This is a genomic window from Kitasatospora sp. NPDC048407 (genome assembly GCF_043200475.1).
Classification (GTDB): domain Bacteria; phylum Actinomycetota; class Actinomycetes; order Streptomycetales; family Streptomycetaceae; genus Kitasatospora.
The window spans coordinates 16,427-35,924 of sequence record NZ_JBICXW010000027.1 but is presented as its reverse complement, the minus strand read 5'-3'; the positions used below and the strand labels follow the sequence as shown (position 1 = coordinate 35,924).

Genomic DNA, 19,498 nt, shown 5'->3' with positions numbered 1-19,498 from the left:
TGATATTTGTACGGATGCGTTCGAGCCGAGCGTGGCGATCGTCCGAACAAGGGGACCAGGGTGGGAATCAAGAAGGCGTCCGCGTCGGACATCGGTCCGTGGCTGCGGACGAGGGCGCCGATACCGGTCCTCGTGGCCGCCGTGCTCATGTACTTCTTCACCGTCTACAACGCGCGCCACAGCGGGATAAACATGATGGACAACACGTTCATCGTGAAGGCCGCGCAGACCTTCGTGGACGGGGGCTCGCCGTACGAGGACAAGCGGTTCCTGTACTTCCCCAGCGCCGTCCTGGTCGCCGCCCCGATGACCTTCGTCCCCCCGTACTGGCTGGGCTGGCTGGTGCCGGCGCTGACCACGGGCATGGTGATGCTCGGCTGGTTCTTCGCGGTGCGGATCTTCCGGGTGTCGGTGTTCAGCCGGCTGTCGGTGTTCGGCGTGCTGTTCCTCTGCTTCTTCGGCCCGTTCCGGAACCTGGCGCAGCTGGGCAACTGGACGGCCTACTCGGCGCTGGCGCTGCCGGCGGCCCTGCTGCTGGCCAGCCGGGCGCGCTGGGTGTGGGCGGGCGTGGTGGTCGGCCTGGCGATAGCGACCAAGCCGATGCTGGTGCCGTTCGCGCTGATCTTCCTGATCGCCCGCCGGCCCAAGGCGTTCGCGGTGGCCGCCGCCGTCCCGCTGGCCCTCTGCGGCGTGGCCGCGGCGATAATGCCGCAGCCCGGCCTGTTCTTCACGAAGACACTGCCGTTCCTGCTGCACGGGCAGGACGAGTTCGCCAGGCCGTACGACGCCTCGCTGGGCACCCTGCTGGCGCGGGTGCACTTCCCGAGCGTGGTGGCGTCGGGCGTGGCGGCGCTGCTGGCGCTGGCGCTGCTGGTCGGCGCGTGGCGGCGCTGGAACCGGGGCGACGCGGAGGACATCCGGCTGGTCGAGACCGGCGTCATGCTGATGGTGGCGGCCAACATCGTCCTCAAGCCGGCCTTCGACCACTACCTGCTGGTGACGCTCCCGGTGCTGCTCGCCTCGGTGATCCGGTCCGGCTCGGTGGCCCGTTCGTCGTGGCTGTGGGTCGCGCTGATCCCCCGGATGGCCGGGTTCACCCTGCCCTGGTTCGACGTGGTCGAGCACTGGGCGTACTCGGTGGCCGCGGTGAACGTGACCGTCGCGCTGCTCCTGCTCGACCGGGCGTTCCGGCCGGCCGCGGTGAAGAGCGCCGAGGTGCCGGACGGGCCGGCCGCGATGGACCCCGCCGTCCCTTCCCTCGGCGAGGAGATGCTTTCCGCCACGGCACAGCCGGTGCGTTGAGCACGGTGTGACCGTGATGTATCCGGTATGGAGGGATGCCGATCTTTGCCCGCCTGTGGGTGTTTTTGGGGTGACAGGAGCGCGTAAGGTCTGCTGAGGTCGGCCGGTCCGCAGTGCGGGTCGGCCTTGGCCCTTTCGCATTCCCTCGCGTCGAGAGTCCGTCATGCCTGCTGTGCCCATGCCGTCCCTCCCGGCTATAGCCGAGCCCGCTCCGATCGAGACCCCCGCGGTCAGACCGCGCCTGTACGTCCTGGACGGGCTGCGGCTGATCGCCTCGCTCGGAGTGGTCGCCTTCCACTGGACGGGTGTCGACATCCACCCGAACGTCTGGGCGGGAACCCCGCGCGCGCTGATGCCGACCATCCACTCGATCGGCTCCTACGGGTGGCTGGGTGTCCAGCTGTTCTTCCTGATCAGCGGCTTCGTCATCTGCATGTCCTGCTGGGGCAAGTCGCCGCGGGCGTACTTCAGCTCCCGGGTGGTGCGACTCTTCCCGGCGTACTGGATCGGCGTCCTGCTGACCACCGCCGTGGTCAACTACTGGCCGACCGCGCGCACGGACCGCAAGCCGATGAGCGTCAGCGACGTGCTGACCAACCTCACCATGCTGGAGCGCCCGCTCGGCGTCACCGAGGCGGACGGCGTCTACTGGACGCTCTGGATCGAGCTGCGGTTCTACATCGTGTTCGCGATCATGGTCGTGCTGGGTCTGACGTACCGCCGCCTGGTGGCGTTCTGCATGATCTGGACCACACTCGTGGTGATCTCCGCGAACGTCGACAGCCCGCTGTTCGGCTACCTGGTCCAGCCCCAGGACGCCCCTTACTTCATCGCCGGCATCGTGCTGTACCTGATCTACCGGTTCGGGGCGAACCCGCTGCTGCTCGGCATGGTGGTGTTCGAGTGGCTGATAGCCCAGAACCGGCTCCACATCACCCAGGGCGGCTACGAGTACGAGGTGCACCACGCGCTCTCCTGGCCCGTCATGGCCACCCTGTCCGGCGCCGCGTTCCTGGTGATGCTCGGGGTGGCGATGGGCGCCTTCAACTCGATCCGCTGGAAGTGGCTGACCGTGGCCGGCGCCCTGACCTACCCGGTCTACCTGCTGCACCAGGAGATCGGCTGGGCGATGATCCGGCTGGCCCGTCACCAGGGCATCGGCCACAAGACGACACTGCTGCTCTGCCTGATCTTCATCCTGGCCCTGTCCTGGGTGGTGCACCGCTACGGAGAGCGGCCGCTGTCCAAGCTCCTCAAACGGCTGATGGACGCGAAGACGCTCTCCCTCCCGAAGGCGGACCCGCCCGTCAAGCGGCGCGAACAGGCCCCCGAAGCGGCCGCGGACGACCAGGTGCTGGCCTCGCATTCATAAGCGGAGCCCGATGGCAACTAGGGTGTGGCGGGTATCGACCGCCGCCCGAAAGCCAGAGGAAGTACGTATGGGTAGTAGCACGGTGACACATGGCGCCACGGAGGCGCCGGGGGAAGTGCACCGCAGCCCGCTCCGGCAGCGCGGGGACGCCGGGGCAGCCCTGCTCCGGCGCACCTTCTGGCTCTGGCCGGCCCTGCTCACCCTCGGGCTGGGCGTCCACGGCAGCTGGCGGCCGGAACTGTGGCGTGACGAGCTGGCGACCTGGAGCGCCGCCACCCGCAGCACCGGCGAGCTGTTCGCCCTGCTGGGCAACGTGGACGCGGTGTCGGGGCTGTACTACCTGCTGATGCACTTCTGGGTGTCGGCGTTCGGCGACTCGGCCACGGTGCTCCGGCTGCCCTCCGCGCTGGCCATGTCCGGCGCCGCGGTGTTCGTCGCGCTGACCGGCCGCAAGCAGTTCGACACCAGGACCGGCCTGGTCGCCGGCCTGCTGTTCGCCGTCCTCCCCAGCGTGTCGCGGTACTCCCAGGAGGCCCGCTCCTACGCCTTCGCGGTGCTCGCGGTCGCCGCCGCGACCTGGTTGCTGCTGCGCGCCCTGGAACTCCCGACCTGGCGGCGCTGGCTGCCGTACTCGGTGGCCGTCGCCCTCGCCGGACTGTTCCACATGATCGCGCTGTGCGTGCTCGCCCCGCACGCCGTCGTGGTGCTGCTGCGCTGGTGGCGGGAGCGCGGCCGGGCGCTGCTGATCGGGTTCCCGGTGGCGGTGCTGGTCGCGCTGCTGCCGGTGGTACCGCTGGTGCTGCTCGGCCGCCGCCAGGTGGGCAGGCAGATCTCCTGGCTGCACGCGCCCACGCTGCAGGACTTCACCAACATGTGGCACGGCCTGTTCCAGTCGCCGCTGGTCAGCGGCTGCGTGCTGGCACTGGCCGTGCTGCCCGCGGCCTGGCCGAAGGGCCGCCGTCGGGCGTTCGAGATCGGCCTGATCGCGGCACTGCCGATCGTGGTGATCTGGTTCGTCTCGCAGGGGCAGACCGCCTACTTCCTCGACCGCTACCTGCTGTTCACCGTCCCCGCCTGGGTGGTGCTGGCCGCCGCCGGCCTGACCGCCCTGCGCCCTCGGGTACTGATCGCGATCGGCCTGATCGGCACGGCGCTGCTCGGCGTCCAGGACCAGCGGAACACCCGGATGCGGACCGCGCACGAGTGGGCCGACGAGCAGGGCGCCGCGAAGATCATCGCCGCGGGCTACCGGCCCGGCGACGGTGTCGCCCCGGTGCGCGGCAGCGACGCGTTCATGATGCTCGACTTCGCCCTCGACTACTACCTGCCCGAACGGGTGAAGCCGAAGGACGTGTTCATCACCGAGAGCCCGGTGCAGCACAAGGACCTGTACTCGGTCGCCTGCAAGGACCCGGCGGCCTGCGCCGCGGGCGTCGACCGCATCTGGGTGGTCACCTACGGCTCCCCCGAGGACCCGTACAAGAACATGTCCGAGGGCGAGGTCAAGGTGCTCTCCGGCGAGTACAAAACGATCCAGACCAAGCAGGTGAAGGGGATCACCGTAACCCTGGTCGAGCGCAGCAAAGCCGTGCAGTGAACGGTTTCTGACGGATCGTCCGCTGCATTTGTCAGTTCGTCGCGAACCGAGGAGGATCGGCGCAGCCGCGGGCAACGGCCCGCCTGCGACCGGTCTCGGAGGACTCTTCGGTGAGCACTGACCTCTCCCGTGCCGACGGCCGGACGGCGGATTCCGGCAGGGGCGCGCCGCGGCGATCCGCGCTGCGGGGGCGGGTCGGGCTGAGGGCCGCCGCCCCCGCGCTGCTGGGGTACATCGCGGTGCGGGCGGTCGGCGTGCTGGTGCTGGTCGCGTGGGGAGCGCGCCGGAACGTGGGTGCGTTAACCCGACTGAGTGAACTCTGGGACGCGCTGTTCTACCAGCAGATCGCCGAGCACTGGTACGCCGGGGTGGCCCCGGTGCCCGGACCGTACGGCCCGTACGAGGCGTACGCGTTCTTCCCCGGCTACCCCGCGGCGATCCGCGCCGTCGCCTGGGCGACCCCGCTGTCCTACAGCCAGGCGGCGCTGGCGGTGGCCTGGCTGTCCTCGGTGGTCGCCGCCTGGGGGATCTTCGCGGTGGGCACGCGGATCTACAACCGCAAGGTCGGCGTGCTGGCGGCCGTGCTGTGGGGCGTGCTGCCGGTCGCGGTGGTCGAGAGCATGGCCTACTCGGAGCTGATGTTCACCGCCTTCGCCGTCTGGGCGGTGTACGCGGCGATGACCCGCAGCTGGATCGTCGCGGGAACGCTGTCGCTGCTGGCCGGCCTGTGCCGCCCGACCGGGATCGCGGTGGCGGCGGCGATCGGCTGCGCGGCCCTGTGGGAACTGGTCACCCGCCGGGGCCCGGACGCGCCCGCCTGGTGGCGGCCGGTGCTCGGCGGGCTGATCGCCCCGCTGGGGTTCGTCGGCCACGTCGCCTGGGTCGGCTGGGTCAAGGGCAGCTGGGACGGCTACTTCAAGGTCCAGGAGGCCTGGCAGTCGAAGTTCGACTTCGGCCGCAGCACCGCGCACTCCTTCATCAGGCTGCTCGGCCGGGTCGAGACCGTGTGGTTGCCGCAGGTCGTGGTGGCGGTGGTGCTGGGCGTGGCCGTGCTGCTGTTCGGGATCTCGGTGATCCAGCGGCAGCCGCTCGTCGTGGTGCTGCTGAGTGCGTTCACCCTGCTGCTGGCGCTCGGGGACGCCGCGTACTTCACCTCCCGGGCCCGGTTCCTGCTGCCCGCCATCGGCCTGCTGCTGCCGCTCGCCACGGCGCTGTCCCGGGTCCGGACCAGGGCGACCCTGCTGCTGCTGCTCGCCGGCGCCGCACTCGGCTCGGCCGCGTACGGCGGGTTCCTGGTGTTCATCTACCCGGACGCCCCGTAGCGGGCCGGTCCGCCGGGTCGGTTTCTCGCGACCGGCCGGGGATGTCGGCGGGTAGCCATAGACTCGAAGGGCCATGACTAGCCTCTTCGATGACCTCCCGCTCCCCGGCTTCGAGCGTCCTGCCGTCGGGTCGAGCCGCCGCCCCGAAGCGGCGCAGCAGCCGCCCCTGACGCTGTGGTCGGACGAGGAGGCGCCGCCCGCGGACGAGCCGTACGACGAGCCGTACGAGCCGCCGTACGACCCCGGGTACGGCGCGGAGGAGAGCATCCCCGACGGGCTGTTCGAAACCGACCACGCCGCCGAGAGCGCGCGCGACGCCTGGCACCGCAACGGCGCGGAGCGCACCGTGGTCGACCCGGCGCAGCTGCTGGAAGGCATGAACGACCCGCAGCGCGAGGCGGTGCTGCACCACGGCTCGCCGCTGCTGATCGTGGCCGGCGCCGGCTCCGGCAAGACCCGGGTGCTGACCCACCGGATCGCCCACCTGCTGGCCGCCCGCGGCGTCCAGCCCGGCGAGATCCTGGCGATCACCTTCACCAACAAGGCCGCCGGCGAGATGCGCGAGCGGGTCGAGGCACTGGTCGGCCCGCGCGCCAAGGCGATGTGGGTGTCGACGTTCCACAGCGCGTGCGTCCGCATCCTGCGCCGCGAGGCGAAGCTGCTGAACATGAGCTCCAGCTTCTCGATCTACGACTCGGCGGACTCGCAGCGCCTGATGTCGCTGGTCTGCCGTGACCTGGACCTCGACCCGAAGCAGTTCCCGCCGAAGTCGTTCACCGCGAAGGTGAGCAACCTCAAGAACGAGCTGATCGACGAGGAGACGTACGCCGACCAGGCGGCGAACCCGATGGAGAAGAAGCTCGCCGAGGCGTACTTCCTCTACCAGCGGCGTCTGCGCGAGGCCAACGCGCTGGACTTCGACGACATCATCATGACCACCGTCAACCTGCTGCAGGCGTTCCCGGACGTCTCCGAGCACTACCGGCGCAGGTTCAGGCACATCCTGGTCGACGAGTACCAGGACACCAACCACGCCCAGTACACGCTGGTGCGGGAGTTGTCCGGCGGCTCGGCCGCGCACGCCCCGCGGATGACCGCGGACGGCGACTTCGTCGACCCGGCGGAGGCCCGGCTGGCGCAGATCGCGCCCGCCGAGCTGTGCGTGGTCGGTGACGCCGACCAGTCGATCTACGCCTTCCGCGGCGCCACGATCCGCAACATCCTGGCGTTCGAGGAGGACTACCCGAACGCGACGACGATCCTGCTGGAGCAGAACTACCGCTCCACGCAGACCATCCTGACCGCCGCCAACTCGGTGATCGAACGCAACACCAACCGCCGCAAGAAGAACCTGTGGACGGCCGGCGACCAGGGCGAGCAGGTGGTCGGCTACGTCGCCGACGACGAGCACGGCGAGGCCCAGTTCATCGCCGACGAGATCGACCGGCTCACCGACGCCGGCCACGCCCGCCCCGGTGACGTGGCGATCTTCTACCGCACCAACGCACAGTCCCGGGTGTTCGAGGAGGTGTTCATCCGGGTCGGCCTGCCGTACAAGGTGGTCGGCGGGGTGCGCTTCTACGAGCGCAAGGAGGTCAAGGACGTCCTCGCGTACCTGCGGGTGCTGTCCAACCCGGAGGACACCGTGCCGCTGCGCCGGATCCTCAACGTGCCCAAGCGCGGCATCGGCGAACGCGCCGAGGCGATGATCGACGCGCTCGCCGCCCGCGAACGGATCTCCTTCGCTCAGGCGCTGGGGCGGGTCGACGAGGCGTACGGAATAGCGGCACGCTCCGCCAACGCGGTGAAGAAGTTCAACGACCTGCTGGCCGGGCTGCGCCAGGTCGTCGAGTCCGGGGCCGGGCCGGCCGCGGTGCTGGAGGCCGTCCTGGAGGAGACCGGGTACCTGGCCGAACTCCAGGCGTCCACCGACCCGCAGGACGAGACCCGGGTGGAGAACCTCCAGGAACTCGCCTCCGTGGCCCTCGAGTACGAGAAGGACCCGGGGGAGCGGCCCGAGGGCGACGAGGGCCCGCCGGTCGGCTCGCTCGCCGACTTCCTGGAGCGGGTGGCGCTGGTCGCCGACTCCGACCAGATCCCCGACGACGAGGACGGTGCCGGGGTGATCACGATGATGACCCTGCACACCGCCAAGGGCCTGGAGTTCCCGGTGGTGTTCCTCACCGGCATGGAGGACGGGATCTTCCCGCACATGCGGGCGCTGAACCAGGTCAAGGAACTGGAGGAGGAGCGGCGGCTCGCGTACGTCGGCCTCACCCGGGCCCGGCAGCGGCTCTACCTGACCAGGTCGGTGCTGCGCAGCGCCTGGGGGCAGCCGTCGTACAACCCGGCGTCCCGGTTCCTGGAGGAGATCCCGGAGAACCTGATCCAGTGGAAGCGCACCGGCGCGGCGGCCGTGCCCGCCTCCCGCTTCTCCTCGTCCAGCTCGTCCAGCTCTTCCGGTTCTTCCGGCGGACGTAGCAGCAGCTTCTCGGCGAGTGCCTCGCCGAAGGCCGGCTGGGGCAAGTCGGCGCGCACCATGGTGGACCGGGAGGTGGTGGCGCTCACCGTCGGCGACCGGGTCAGCCACGACAGCTTCGGTCTGGGCACCGTGGTCGCCACCCAGGGCGTCGGCGACAAGGCCCGAGCCACCGTCGACTTCGGCACCGCCGGGCGCAAGGAACTGCTGCTGCGCTACGCCCCGGTCGAGAAGCTCTGACGGGAAGCGCTGAAAGGCGGTCAGCGCGGGTCGAGCCCGTGGGCGAGCAGCCACGGCACCGGGTCGACGGGGACGTCGCCGTCGGGCCGCACCTCGAAGTGCAGGTGCGGCCCGGTGCTGTTGCCGGTGTTGCCCGACCAGCCGATCACGTCACCGGCCCGGACCGGGCCGTGCAGGATCCGGTAGGAGCGCAGGTGCCCGTACACGGTGCGGGTGCCGTCGGGGGCGGTGACCGTCGCCATCCGGCCGTACGCCGGGTGCCAGCGGGTGCTGACGGTGCCGTCGGTGACCGCCAGCACCGGGGTGCCGGACGGGACGGGGAAGTCGATGCCGGTGTGCCGCGCCGCCCAGTGCGCGCCGGGCTGGCCGAACACCGCGCTCAGGCCGCGCAGCGCCACCGGCAGCGAGAAACGCCGCTCCTCCGCCTGACGTGACGCCAACCCGGCGACCTCGTTCGAGGGCTGGCGTTCCGCGCGGTCGGCGCGGTCGGTGTGCTCCGGCCCGGGACGCGGGGCGCCCTGCCTGGTCGGATCGCCGGGCCGCGGGACGGCGCCCGCCAGGCGCTGCTGCGGCGGGTGCGCCGAGACGACGGCGGCCGCGAACACACCCAGCGCCGCCACCGAGGGCAGCGCCACCGCCAGCACCGCCGTCCTGGTGGCGCTGCGGGCCCGCGCCCGGCGGTGGGCACGGGCGGCGGCACGGCTGCTGGGGACCACGGCTGTCACACCTCGCGGTGGCTCGGGGACGTACGGCAAGAACCGGTCGAGACTGTAGCGGTGCGGCGACAGAGCGGACAAAGCGTGCATTTCAGCGGGCGTGGCGCATCGGCGGCCGGGGCTCGCAGAGCGTGTGGGCTGTGATTTTCCCCTCCTCTGGAGGGGCGGGAAAGGACGGCAGCCCCGCCGGGCCGCTACCCTCCCCTCAGATCTGTTAAAAGTGGTTAACACGCCCCCGCGACGAGGTCGGCCGGGTGGTGGACGACGTGGTCCAGGAGGCAGTGATGGTTGTGTCAGGGCCGATCCGAGTGGTGGTCGCCAAGCCCGGTCTCGACGGGCACGACCGGGGCGCCAAGGTGATCGCGCGGGCGCTGCGCGACGCCGGCATGGAGGTCATCTACACCGGCCTCCACCAGACCCCCGAGCAGATCGTCGACACGGCGATCCAGGAGGACGCGGACGGCATCGGCCTGTCCATCCTGTCCGGCGCGCACATGACGCTCTGCGCCAAGGTGATAGAGCTGCTGAAGGAGCGCGACGCGGCCGACATCAAGGTGTTCTGCGGCGGGATCATCCCGGACGCCGACATCGCCGAGCTGAAGACCCTCGGCGTCGCCGACATCTTCACCCCCGGCACCCCCACCCAGGACGTGGTGAGCTGGGTCGAGGCGAACCTGCGCACCGCCAGCTGAACCCGCCGCAGCGGCCCCGGGCGACAACTCGCCCGGGGCCGCTGTGTTCTACCGGGTCAGTCGGTCAGCTCGGCGAGCATCGCCTGGCGGAAGCGCAGGGTGCCGGCGAGCCGGGTGAAGGTGTCGGACCAGGCGGTGTCGGGCGAGGTGTCGGCGGCCAGCGCCTCGACCGCCGGGGCGGTCTCCGGGGCGAGCGCACGCTCGGTCATGCCGAGGACGCCGCTGTGGCTCCACGGGTACGAGCCGAGTTCCGCGGCCCGCTTGAGGGCGGCGACCACGGCGGTGGACAGCGGCGGCGTCCACGGGGTGGCGCAGGCACCGAGCAGCTGGAAGGCGTCGCCGAGGCCGTGGGTCTGCACGAACGCGGCCGTCCAGGAGGCGCGTTCGGCGGGCGACAGGACGGCCAGCAGCTTCGCGGGCGCGCCCGGGGTGCGGCCCTCGCGGCCGGGGCGGGGCGGGGCGCCGAGCAGCGCCCGGGCCCAGCCGGCGTCCTGCTGGCGGACGGCGGCGCGGGCCCAGGCCTCGCGCAGGTCCTCCGCCCACTCGGCGCCGCCATCGCTGTCCGTGTCCCGGGTGGGTACGGCGAGCAGCTGTTCGGGGGTCAGGCCGGTGTCGGCGGTCCACAGCGCGAGCGGGGCGGCGGCCGCGACCTCGCCGAACCACCAGGCCCGTTCGCCGCGCCCGGTGGGCGACTTGACGGGTATGCCGTCGCGCTGCATGGCCGGGTCGCAGGCGGCGGGCGGCGTGATGTACAGCCACCCGTCCTCGTACCGGACGGCCTCCCGGGCGCGGGCGGCCATCCGGGCGGCGAGCGCCGAACCGGGCAGCGTGGAGAGCAGCTCGGCGGCGGTGGCGCGGACGTTCTTGGAGCGGTCGCCGAGCGCGGCCTCCAGGAACTCCTCGTCGGAGGCGGACAGCCCGTCCTGCAGCGCGTCGAGGAACAGCACCCGGTCCTCGGCCCGCTCGGTGGACCAGGTGGAGACGAGCAGGGCCAGGCCGGCCGCCGGGTCGGTCCGGCGCAGCCGGGTCAGGTGGGTGACGCGTTCGGCGAACAGGCCCTCCTGCCAGAGGCGTTCGCCGGGCTCTCCGGTGGTGTCGTGGTCGGCGGCGGTGCGGGTGACGTACCGCCAGTCGGGGTTCTGCGGGGCCAGCCAGCGGCCGAGCGGGCCGGCCAGCGTGACGGCGTCGGCACGCAGTTCGGAGCGGGCCCGGGCGGAGTCCAGCAGCGCCGGGACGAGCGCGGGCGGCAGTCGGTAGCCGTGCGCGCGGGCCGCGGCGAGCCACTGCGGGAGCAGCTCGGCCAGGTTGGCGGTGGAGCCGTGGCCGCCGCGGGTGCCGAGCAGCACGGCGAGCCGGCGGGCGGCGGGTTCGGGCAGCGCCGGGCGGGTGTCCTCCGGGGCGGGCGCGGGGGTGTCGACGGCGGGCCCGGGCAGCGCGCCGGCCCGGCGGCGGACCGCCGCGAGGGCGGCCAGGTCGAGCAGCGCGGTGGCCGGCTCGGCGCGGTCCACGGACCCGGCGAGCGGCGTGCCGGGCTCGGGCAGCGGGCGGCGGTCGGTGCCGAGCAGGGCCGCGCCCTGTAGCTCGGCCCACTGGTCGGCGGCGACGGCGGGGGCGGTCATGCGCGGCCTCCGGCCGGACGGGCGGTGGTGCGGTGACGGCGGCCCCAGCCGCTGGCGGTGGCGGCGCGGCGGGCGGCGTGGTGCAGGCAGATGCGTCGGACGGCGGCGCGCTGGCGGGTGCGGGTGCAGGACATGTGGTTCCTCCGGTTGACGGGCCGTCGGGAACGCCGGGGAGCGCCGATGGGCCGGTCGGTCGGGTGTGGTGGCTTTGCGTTCGGCCGGCATCGGGGCGCGGCCGGGCACGCCGAAGCCGTGACGTGGCGTCAGGGTGGTTCGGCGGCGGTGATGGGAGTGTCAGCCGAGGCCGACGGGGCGGCGCTCGGCGTCCCAGGCGGTGACCGGTGTGAAGCCGGCGTGACCGCACTCGCCGAACAGGGTGACGGGGTGGCCGGCGGAGACCGCGGCGAGGCGCCACAGCGCGGCGTCGGCGAGCGCGCCGCGGCGCACCGGCAGGGTGTGCCGGCCGTCGGTGAGCTGCCAGCCTTCCGCGGTGAGGACGGGCACGACGTCGGTGAGGACGGCGGGCCAGCTGTCCAGCCACGGATCCTCGGCGACGGCGGTGCCGTACGCGGCCAGCGCCTCCGCCGGGGACAGCCCGGCGGGCACGGCGGCCGGGGCCGGCTCGGGGCTGCCGTAGCGGGTGCCGAGGACGGCACGCAGCGGGCGGGCGCCCGGGTGGAAGGCCAGGTCGGCCTCCAGCAGGCGGCCGGTGGGCAGTGCCAGGTCCGGCGCCTGGCCGGGGCGGCCGAAGGCCAGCAGCAGGGCGTCGCGGCCGGTCTTCGCGCCGCGCAGCCACACCCGGCGGGTGGTGAGCCGCTCGTCGGCGGTGTCGCGGCTGCCCAGCACCTGCCAGCGGTCGCGGACGGTCGGCCCGGCGAGCAGTTCGGCGGTGTCGGTGGTGAAGCCGATTCGGGTGCGGACGGTGGCGGCGAGCGCCTCCGGCAGGGTGTCGATCCGGCCGTACGCGCCGGCCAGCAGGTGCAGCATCGCGTACTCCTCCAGCAGGGCGTCCTGCGGGGTGTCGGCCAGCGCCCGGACCCGGCCGGCCAGGCCCGGGGCCTGCGCGTCGACCATCCGGGCGGCGACCTCGTCCCACGCGCCGGCCGGCGGCGGGTCGGCGAGGCCCCGGCGGACCCCGTCGGCCAGCCGCAGCCGCAGGTCGAGCGCGCCCGCGGCGACCCGCGCGGAGCGCTTGGCGGCCCGCTTGCGGGCGGCCTCCGGGTCGGCGTCGGCGGCCTTCGCCTGCTGCTTGGCCGCCTTCTCGGCGGCGGCCTCGCTGCGGCCGTTCAGCCACTCCGACACCCAGTCCGGCGGCTCGGCGGCCGCCGTGACGGCCTCCGGCCCGGCCGCCCACAGCAGCAGCAGGCCCAGGGCGTGCTTGCACGGGAACTTCCGGCTCGGACAGCTGCACTTGTAGGCGGGGGTGCCGAGCTCCACCGCCGTCCGGTACGGCGTGCTGCCGCTGCCCTTGCACAGGCCCCACAGCGCGCCCTGCCCGGTGCCGGTACCGCTCCACGGGGCGGGCCCGGAGAGCTTGCCCGCGGCTTTCAGGGACGCCGGGTCGGGGGCCAGGGAAAGGACGTGTTCGGTGCTCCAGCGTTCCTCCATGCCCACGACGCTAGGCGGTGCCACTGACAGTTGAGGGTCGGTCAGGGCGCGCCCGGCGGTCCGACCTTCTCCGGACGGGGACTCGTCAGGCCGGCGCCAGCGGGCAGCCCGAGTCGACGCGTTCGACCAGGTCGGCGCGGAGCGCGGCGAGTTCGGCGGTGCGGGCGTCGATCAGTGCGATCTTCTGCCGCAGCAGCTCGGAGAGCCGCTCGGCGGCGTCCGGCGCGCCGTCCAGCTCGGCGCCGGTGCGGGCGATCTCGGCGAGCGTGAAGCCGAGCGCCTGCGCGGTGCGGACGTACCGCAGCCAGGGCACCGCCTCCGGCGGGAAGTCGCGGTAGCCGTTCGGCAGCCGGCGGGCCGTCAGCAGGCCCGTGCGCTCGTAGAAGCGCACCGCGTCCCGGCTCAGCCCGGCCTGCTCGGCGAGTTCCCCGATCCTCATGTCCCTGCCCCCGTCGGCGACTTGACCTTGGACAGTACTCCAGGGTCGAGCCTGGGGCGGTCCGCGCCGAAGAAGGAGACCGCCCGATGACGCCCCTCCGTACGGTCCGTGCCAGCGCCTGGTACGACCTGCTGGTCACCGCCCCGTTCGCCACCCCCTGGACCTTCGCCCTCGCGCACCGGGCGCTGTCCACCGCCGGGCGGGCCCTCGGGCTCGGCGAACTGCCGCCGCCGGAGCCCGTACTGACGCTGTTCGCCAACCTGATGGGCTCGCTGGTGGTGGTGTGGGCGCTGCTGCGGCTGCTGCGCCCGCTGCCGGTGCACGGGCTGTACGACGGTGCGGCCAGGGTGCTGTTCGCCTGCTGGCAGGCCTGGGCGCTGGCGCACGGCGCGACCGGACTGCTCTGGGGCTTCCTCGCCGTCGAGGTGGCGTTCGGCGCGGCCCAGCTCTGGCCGTTCGTCGCCAACCGTGCTGCCGCAGTGCGGAGTTGAGTCAGGCGGTGGCGCGGCCCGCGGCTTGCAGCAGCCGCCACCAGTCGTCCCATTCGAGGTCGTCCACGGCGGCCTCGACCAGCTCGGGGAAGCGGGGCCCGGCCGCCCACTCGGACACGAACACCTCGAGGCTGTCGGCGATCCGTTCCAGGCGGCACCCCTGGTACCAGAGGCCGCCGTCGTCGCGGACCGCCCAGACGCCGCCGTCCGCCGTGTCGAGCAGCAGCGGGGCCTCGTTGACGAAGCCGATGTTCAGGTAGTGCCCGGCGTCCGGGATCCCGGCGGCCAGAGCCAGCACCTCCAGGCCCTGGAAGAACCCGATCCGCCCGGCGGAGTGCAGGGACGCCCGCACGCCGAAGCAGGGCCCGTCGCTCAGTGCCAGCAGCCGGCGCAGGTCCGCCGGCAGTTCGTCGGACAGCTCCTCGGCAGGAGCGCCCGCGGGGAGGCCGACCGCCGCGAGGTCGAAGTTCTCCCGCCGGGCCCGCGTCAGTGTCGCGAAGAGCTGTTCCATGGTCCGGTCCCTCGCGTCGTGCGGCATTCGCGGATTCTTCCACGGCGTGGCCGACGTGCCGTCAGGAGCCGGTCCGGTTGTCAGTGGCAGACGGCAAAGTAGTGGTTGCACGGGGCGAACGGGAGTTCGTTCTCCCAGGTCAGCGCCGTGCCATTCCTTCTTCGCGCCCTTTCTGCGCAGTGTTCTGACGTCCCGTGAGATCGGAGCAGTCGATGACCACCGAGACGACCAGCGAGGTCCTGCGGCAGCACGCCGAGGACGCGTTCGCCGAGGAGCTGGCCGCCCTCGCCCGGCACGACGACCGGGCCCGGCCGGAGCGCTGGCGGCTGTCGCCGTGGGCGGTCGCCACCTATCTGCTGGGCGGCGAGCTCGCCGACGGCACCGTGATCACGCCCAAGTACATCGGCCCGCGCCGGGTGATCGAGGTCGCCGTCACCACGCTGGCCACCGACCGGGCGCTGCTGCTGCTCGGCGTGCCCGGCACCGCCAAGACCTGGGTGTCCGAGCACCTGGCCGCCGCGATCTCCGGCGACTCCACGCTGCTCGTCCAGGGCACCGCCGGCACCCCCGAGGAGGCCGTCCGCTACGGCTGGAACTACGCGCAGCTGCTCGCCCACGGGCCCAGCGAGGACGCCCTGGTGCCGTCCCCGCTGATGCGCGCCATGCGGGACGGGCAGATCGCCCGGGTCGAGGAGCTCACCCGCATCCCCGCCGACGTGCAGGACAGTCTGATCACCATCCTGTCCGAGAAGACCCTGCCGGTGCCCGAACTCGGCACCGAGGTCCAGGCGGTGCGCGGCTTCAACGTGATCGCCACCGCCAACGACCGCGACCGCGGCGTCAACGAGCTCTCCTCCGCGCTGCGCCGCCGCTTCAACACCGTGGTGCTGCCGCTGCCCGCCACCCTCGAGGAGGAGGTGGAGATCGTCACCCGCCGGGTCGGCCAGCTCGGCCGCTCCCTCGACCTGCCCGAACTGCCGGGCGGCGCCGAGGAGATCCGCCGGGTGGTCACCGTCTTCCGCGAGCTGCGGGCCGGCCTGACCGCCGACGGCCGCACCAAGGTGAAGACCCCCAGCGGCACGCTGTCCACCGCCGAGGCGATCTCGGTGGTCACCAACGGGCTCGCGCTGGCCACCCACTTCGGCGACGGCGTGCTGCGGGCCGGCGACGTCACGGACGGCATCGTCGGCGCCGTGGTCCGCGACCCGGTCGCCGACCGCCAGGTGTGGCGCGAGTACGTGGAAGGCGTGGTCCGCGACCGCGACGGCTGGAAGGACTTCTACCGGGCCGCTCGGGAGGTCTCCGCGTGAGTGCCCAGGTGACGCTGCTCGGGGTGCGCCACCACGGCCCCGGCTCGGCCCGCGCGGTCGCCGCCGCGCTGGCCGCCCTGCAGCCCGACGCGGTGCTGATCGAGGGCCCGCCGGAGGCCGACGAACTGACCGGGCTGGCCGCCGAGAAGGACATGGTGCCGCCGGTCGCCCTGCTCGCCCACGTCAGCGACGACCCGGCGCGGGCCGCGTTCTGGCCGGTCGCCGAGTTCTCCCCCGAATGGGTGGCGCTGCGGTACGCCGCGGACGCCGGGGTGCCGGTCCGCTTCATCGACCTGCCCGCCGGGCAGAGCCTCGCGCTCGGCCCGCGCGGATCGAACCCGGATGCGACAAACGAGGCCGACGGCGCGTCAGAAGGAGTGGAGGAGGGGTCGGGAGTGCCGGGGGGCACTTCCGGGCCCGCCCCCGCCGCTGTCCCCGTCGACCCGATCGCCGAACTCGCCGCCGCCGCCGGGCACCCCGACCCGGAGGCCTGGTGGGAGGACGTGATCGAGCACCGCACCCCGGGCGACAATGCGCTCGAACCGTTCGCGGCCGTCGCCGAGGCGATGACCGCGCTGCGTGAGCACCACCCCGTCGAGCGGCGCGACGAGATCCGCGAGGCCGCCATGCGGCAGCAGATCCGGGCCGCCCGCCGGGCCGGGCACCGCACCATCGCGGTGGTCTGCGGCGCCTGGCACGTCCCCGCGCTGGCCGTCATGCCGACCGTCGCGCACGACCGGGCGCTGCTCGCCGAACTCCCCAAGAAGCTGAAGACCGAAGTCACCTGGGTGCCGTGGACCCACCGCCGGCTGTCCCAGCACACCGGCTACGGCGCCGGCATCGACTCGCCCGGCTGGTACCAGCACCTGTACACCACGCCCGAACAGCCGCTCGCCCGCTGGATGACCAAGGTCGCCGAACTGCTGCGCGCCGAGGACCACCCGGTCTCCTCCGCGCACGTCATCGAGGCGATCCGGCTCGCCGACACCCTCGCCGCGATGCGCGGCCGCCCGCTGCCCGGCCTCACCGAGACCCTGGACGCGGTGCGCGCCGTCATGTGCGACGGCTCCGACCTCGCCCTCGCGCTGGTCCACGACAAGCTGGTGGTCGGCGACGCACTCGGCGAAGTCCCCGACGGCGCGCCCGCGGTGCCACTGCAGCGCGACCTGACCCGCCTTCAGCGCACCCTGCGGCTCAAGCCCGAAGCGACGACCCGCGAACTCGTCCTCGACCTGCGCAAGGACCTCGACGCCGAACGCTCCCGACTGCTGCACCGGCTGCGACTGCTCGGCCTGCACTGGGGCCGGCCGGTCCGCGACAGCGTGCAGTCCACCGGCACCTTCCGGGAGACCTGGCAGCTCGCCTGGGAACCCGAGTTCTCCGTCCGCCTGGTCGAAGCCGGCCAGTGGGGCACCACCGTGCAGGGCGCCGCCACCGGCAAGGCCGTCGCCGAGGCCGCCACCGCCGAACTCACCGCGCTCACCGAACTCGCCGAACACTGCCTGCTCGCCGCGCTGCCCGACGCACTGCCCGAGGTGATGCGACGGCTCGCCGACCGTGCCGCGCTCGACACCGACGCCGGACACCTCGCCACCGCGCTGCCCGCCCTGGTCCGCACCCTGCGCTACGGCGACGTCCGGGCCACCGACACCAGCGCCCTCACCGCCGTCGCCCTCGGCCTCGCCGAGCGCCTCTGCGTCGCCCTGCCCGCCGCCTGCACCGGACTCGACGCCGACGGCGCGAGTGCTCGTCGCACCGAACTCGACGCCGTCCACCAGGCGATCGCGCTGCTCTCCTCCACCGAGGTCGGCGAACAGTGGGCCGGCACCCTCACCGCGATCGCCGCCCGCGAACCGCACGGCGGCCCCGCCACCGGCGTCCCCGGCCTGCTCCGAGGCCGCGCCGTCCGACTCCTGCTGGACGACGGCCGGATCGACACCGAGGAAGCCGGCCGACGCCTCGGCCTGGTCCTCTCCGTCGCCTCCGGCCCACTGGACGCCGCCGGCTGGGTCGAAGGCCTGGTCTCCGGCGGCGGCGCGCTGCTCCTCCACGACCCGGCGCTGCTCGGCCTGCTCGACACCTGGCTGTGCGGCGTCCCCGCCGACACCTTCACCGACCTGCTGCCGGTACTGCGCCGCACCTTCTCCTCCCTGGAGACGGGCGTCCGCCACACCATCGGCTCCCGGGTCGCCGCCGGACCACTGAACACTTCCGTGGTGGACAGCGGCCCGGACGTCGAACTGGACGCGGAGCGGGCGGACGCGACGACGTCCGTGCTGGCGCTGCTCCTCGGCGTGCAGCAGCCGGTCATCCCGCGCCAGGCGGACCGCCGCGCCGGCTGACATGTCGTAGGCGGGCGGCAGGATCGGTGTTGTTCCCACCGCGTGGGCGGCCCGCAGGGCGCAACTCGCTGCGCTGCCCCGAGTTGTTCCGGTGTCTCGCGCAGCTCCCCGCCGGCCGGGGCGGCCCGCAGGGCGTACTTGCGGGGCTGTCCCGATCTTCCCCTTGTTTCCTTCCGCTTCGCGCAGTTCCCCGCGCCCCTGACGGGGCGCGGGGTCGGGCGGGGCGTCCATCAGCCGAGCTGAGGAGCGATTCAGATGACTGTCCGTCAGGACGATGAGCGGATGCGTCGGTGGCGGCTCGTGCTGGGGGCCGACGGGGACGGGACCGGGGTGCGGCTTTCGCGGCGGGACGCGGCGATGGATGGGGCGCTGGGGGCGCTGTACCGGGAGGACGGGAAGCGGTCGGCGGGGCTCGGGGGGTCCGCGCCGCAGGTGGCGCGGTGGCTGGGGGACATCCGGGAGTACTTCCCGACCAGCGTGGTGCAGCTGATGCAGCAGGACGCGATCTCCCGGCTGGGGCTGGACCGGCTGCTGCTGGAGCCGGAGATGCTGGCCGCGGTGGAGCCGGACGTGCACCTGGTGGGGACGCTGCTGTCGCTGAAGCACGCGCTGCCGGAGACCACCCGGGAGACCGCGCGGATGGTGGTCGGGAAGGTGGTCGCGGAGCTGGAGCGCAGGCTGGCCGACAAGACCCGTTCCACGCTGGGCGGGGCGCTGGACCGCAGCGCGAAGGTGAACCGTCCCAAGCACCGGGACATCGACTGGGACCGGACCATCCGGGCGAATCTGTCGAAGTACCTGCCGGAGTACCGCACGGTGGTGCCGGAGCGGCTGGTCGGTTACGCGCGGGCGCAGCGGGCGGTGAAGAAGGACGTGATCCTGTGCATCGACCAGTCCGGGTCGATGGCGCCGTCGGTGGTGCACTCGGCGGTGTTCGGCGCGGTGCTGGCGTCGATGCACAGCCTGGACACCCGGCTGGTGGTGTTCGACACCTCGGTGGTGGACCTGACGGAGCAGCTGAGCGACCCGGTGGACGTGCTGTTCGCGACGCAGTTGGGCGGCGGCACCGACATCAACCGGGCGCTGGCGTACTGCCAGTCGAAGATCACCCGCCCGTCCGAGACCATCGTGGTGCTGATCAGCGACCTGTACGAGGGCGGCATCCGGGACGAGATGCTGAAGCGGGTGGCGTCGATGAAGGCGTCGGGGGTGCAGTTCATCGCGCTGCTGGCGCTGTCCGACGAGGGGGCGCCGGCCTACGACCACGCGCACGCGCAGGCGCTGGCGGCGCTGGGGGCCCCGGCGTTCGCCTGCACTCCGGACGCGTTTCCGGACATCATGGCGGCCGCGATCGAGAAGCGTCCGCTGCCGGTGCCGGACCGGCAGTAGCGGCCGACGCCACCCGTGCGGGTGATCCTGTGGTGCGGCAGACCGTCGTGCGCGGGTGGCCCGGGACAC

At 73.0% G+C, this 19,498-nt stretch carries 16 protein-coding genes; 10 read left to right on the top strand and 6 right to left on the bottom strand.

From position 1 onward, the window contains the following. The first annotated feature begins 60 nt into the window (after positions 1–60). From ACGFWJ_RS32310 to pcrA, 5 genes are all read left to right on the top strand, one after another. On the top strand, positions 61–1,302 hold the full coding sequence (locus ACGFWJ_RS32310; RefSeq protein WP_392955795.1) for a glycosyltransferase family 87 protein: 1,242 nt from the start codon (positions 61–63) through the stop codon (positions 1,300–1,302). Positions 1,303–1,465: 163 nt separating this feature from the next. Continuing rightward, positions 1,466–2,674 carry an acyltransferase family protein gene (locus tag ACGFWJ_RS32305; RefSeq protein WP_392955793.1) on the top strand — a complete coding sequence of 403 codons (1,209 nt, stop codon included), beginning with the start codon at positions 1,466–1,468 and terminating at the stop codon, positions 2,672–2,674. Positions 2,675–2,741: 67 nt separating this feature from the next. Beyond that, positions 2,742–4,271, top strand: coding sequence for a glycosyltransferase family 39 protein (locus ACGFWJ_RS32300; protein WP_392955791.1), 1,530 nt, complete (start codon positions 2,742–2,744; stop codon positions 4,269–4,271). A 110-nt stretch (positions 4,272–4,381) separates the two neighbouring features. Continuing rightward, entirely contained in the window at positions 4,382–5,593 is a 1,212-nt protein-coding gene (locus ACGFWJ_RS32295) for a hypothetical protein (RefSeq protein WP_392955789.1), read from the top strand. Positions 5,594–5,666: 73 nt separating this feature from the next. After that, the gene (pcrA, locus tag ACGFWJ_RS32290) at positions 5,667–8,312 is read left to right on the top strand and encodes a DNA helicase PcrA (RefSeq protein ID WP_392955787.1); all 2,646 of its coding nucleotides are present in this window, start codon (positions 5,667–5,669) and stop codon (positions 8,310–8,312) included. 20 nt (positions 8,313–8,332) lie between these two features. Here pcrA and ACGFWJ_RS32285 read toward each other — a convergent pair whose 3' ends face one another. Further along, on the bottom strand, positions 8,333–9,028 hold the full coding sequence (locus ACGFWJ_RS32285) for a M23 family metallopeptidase (protein ID WP_392955785.1): 696 nt from the start codon (positions 9,026–9,028) through the stop codon (positions 8,333–8,335). A gap of 284 nt (positions 9,029–9,312) precedes the next feature. Between ACGFWJ_RS32285 and ACGFWJ_RS32280 the strand changes: the two genes are divergently transcribed. After that, positions 9,313–9,720, top strand: coding sequence for a cobalamin B12-binding domain-containing protein (locus ACGFWJ_RS32280; RefSeq protein ID WP_387644611.1), 408 nt, complete (start codon positions 9,313–9,315; stop codon positions 9,718–9,720). Positions 9,721–9,776: 56 nt separating this feature from the next. On the opposite strand, the gene ACGFWJ_RS32275 is transcribed toward ACGFWJ_RS32280, so the two are convergent. The 4 genes from ACGFWJ_RS32275 to ACGFWJ_RS32260 form a co-directional block, all read right to left on the bottom strand. Next, a complete protein-coding gene (locus ACGFWJ_RS32275) occupies positions 9,777–11,339 on the bottom strand; it encodes a DUF5691 domain-containing protein (RefSeq protein WP_392955783.1) in 1,563 nt (520 codons plus the stop codon). Further along, entirely contained in the window at positions 11,336–11,473 is a 138-nt protein-coding gene (locus tag ACGFWJ_RS32270; protein WP_387866039.1) for a hypothetical protein, read from the bottom strand. Before ACGFWJ_RS32270 ends, ACGFWJ_RS32275 begins: the two co-directional genes overlap by 4 nt. A gap of 160 nt (positions 11,474–11,633) precedes the next feature. After that, positions 11,634–12,947 carry an SWIM zinc finger family protein gene (locus ACGFWJ_RS32265; RefSeq protein ID WP_392955781.1) on the bottom strand — a complete coding sequence of 438 codons (1,314 nt, stop codon included), beginning with the start codon at positions 12,945–12,947 and terminating at the stop codon, positions 11,634–11,636. Between the two features lie 85 nt (positions 12,948–13,032). Further along, on the bottom strand, positions 13,033–13,386 hold the full coding sequence (locus tag ACGFWJ_RS32260; protein ID WP_392955779.1) for a MerR family transcriptional regulator: 354 nt from the start codon (positions 13,384–13,386) through the stop codon (positions 13,033–13,035). Between the two features lie 86 nt (positions 13,387–13,472). Here ACGFWJ_RS32260 and ACGFWJ_RS32255 point away from each other — a divergent pair, with 86 nt between their 5' ends. After that, positions 13,473–13,877 (top strand): hypothetical protein, encoded by a 405-nt coding sequence (locus tag ACGFWJ_RS32255; RefSeq protein WP_392955777.1) that lies wholly within the window; start codon positions 13,473–13,475, stop codon positions 13,875–13,877. A gap of 1 nt (position 13,878) precedes the next feature. Here ACGFWJ_RS32255 and ACGFWJ_RS32250 read toward each other — a convergent pair whose 3' ends face one another. Further along, positions 13,879–14,388 carry a hypothetical protein gene (locus tag ACGFWJ_RS32250; RefSeq protein ID WP_392955775.1) on the bottom strand — a complete coding sequence of 170 codons (510 nt, stop codon included), beginning with the start codon at positions 14,386–14,388 and terminating at the stop codon, positions 13,879–13,881. Positions 14,389–14,600: 212 nt separating this feature from the next. On the opposite strand from ACGFWJ_RS32250, the gene ACGFWJ_RS32245 reads away from it, so the two are divergent. The 3 genes from ACGFWJ_RS32245 to ACGFWJ_RS32235 all read left to right on the top strand — a co-directional run bounded on the left by ACGFWJ_RS32245 (position 14,601) and on the right by ACGFWJ_RS32235 (position 19,429). Next, positions 14,601–15,698: an AAA family ATPase gene (locus tag ACGFWJ_RS32245; protein ID WP_387644634.1), complete on the top strand. Its 1,098-nt coding sequence runs from the start codon at positions 14,601–14,603 to the stop codon at positions 15,696–15,698. After that, entirely contained in the window at positions 15,695–18,040 is a 2,346-nt protein-coding gene (locus ACGFWJ_RS32240; protein WP_392955773.1) for a DUF5682 family protein, read from the top strand. Before ACGFWJ_RS32245 ends, ACGFWJ_RS32240 begins: the two co-directional genes overlap by 4 nt. Before the next feature lie 255 nt (positions 18,041–18,295). After that, the gene (locus ACGFWJ_RS32235; protein ID WP_392955771.1) at positions 18,296–19,429 is read left to right on the top strand and encodes a VWA domain-containing protein; all 1,134 of its coding nucleotides are present in this window, start codon (positions 18,296–18,298) and stop codon (positions 19,427–19,429) included. Positions 19,430–19,498: the final 69 nt, after the last annotated feature.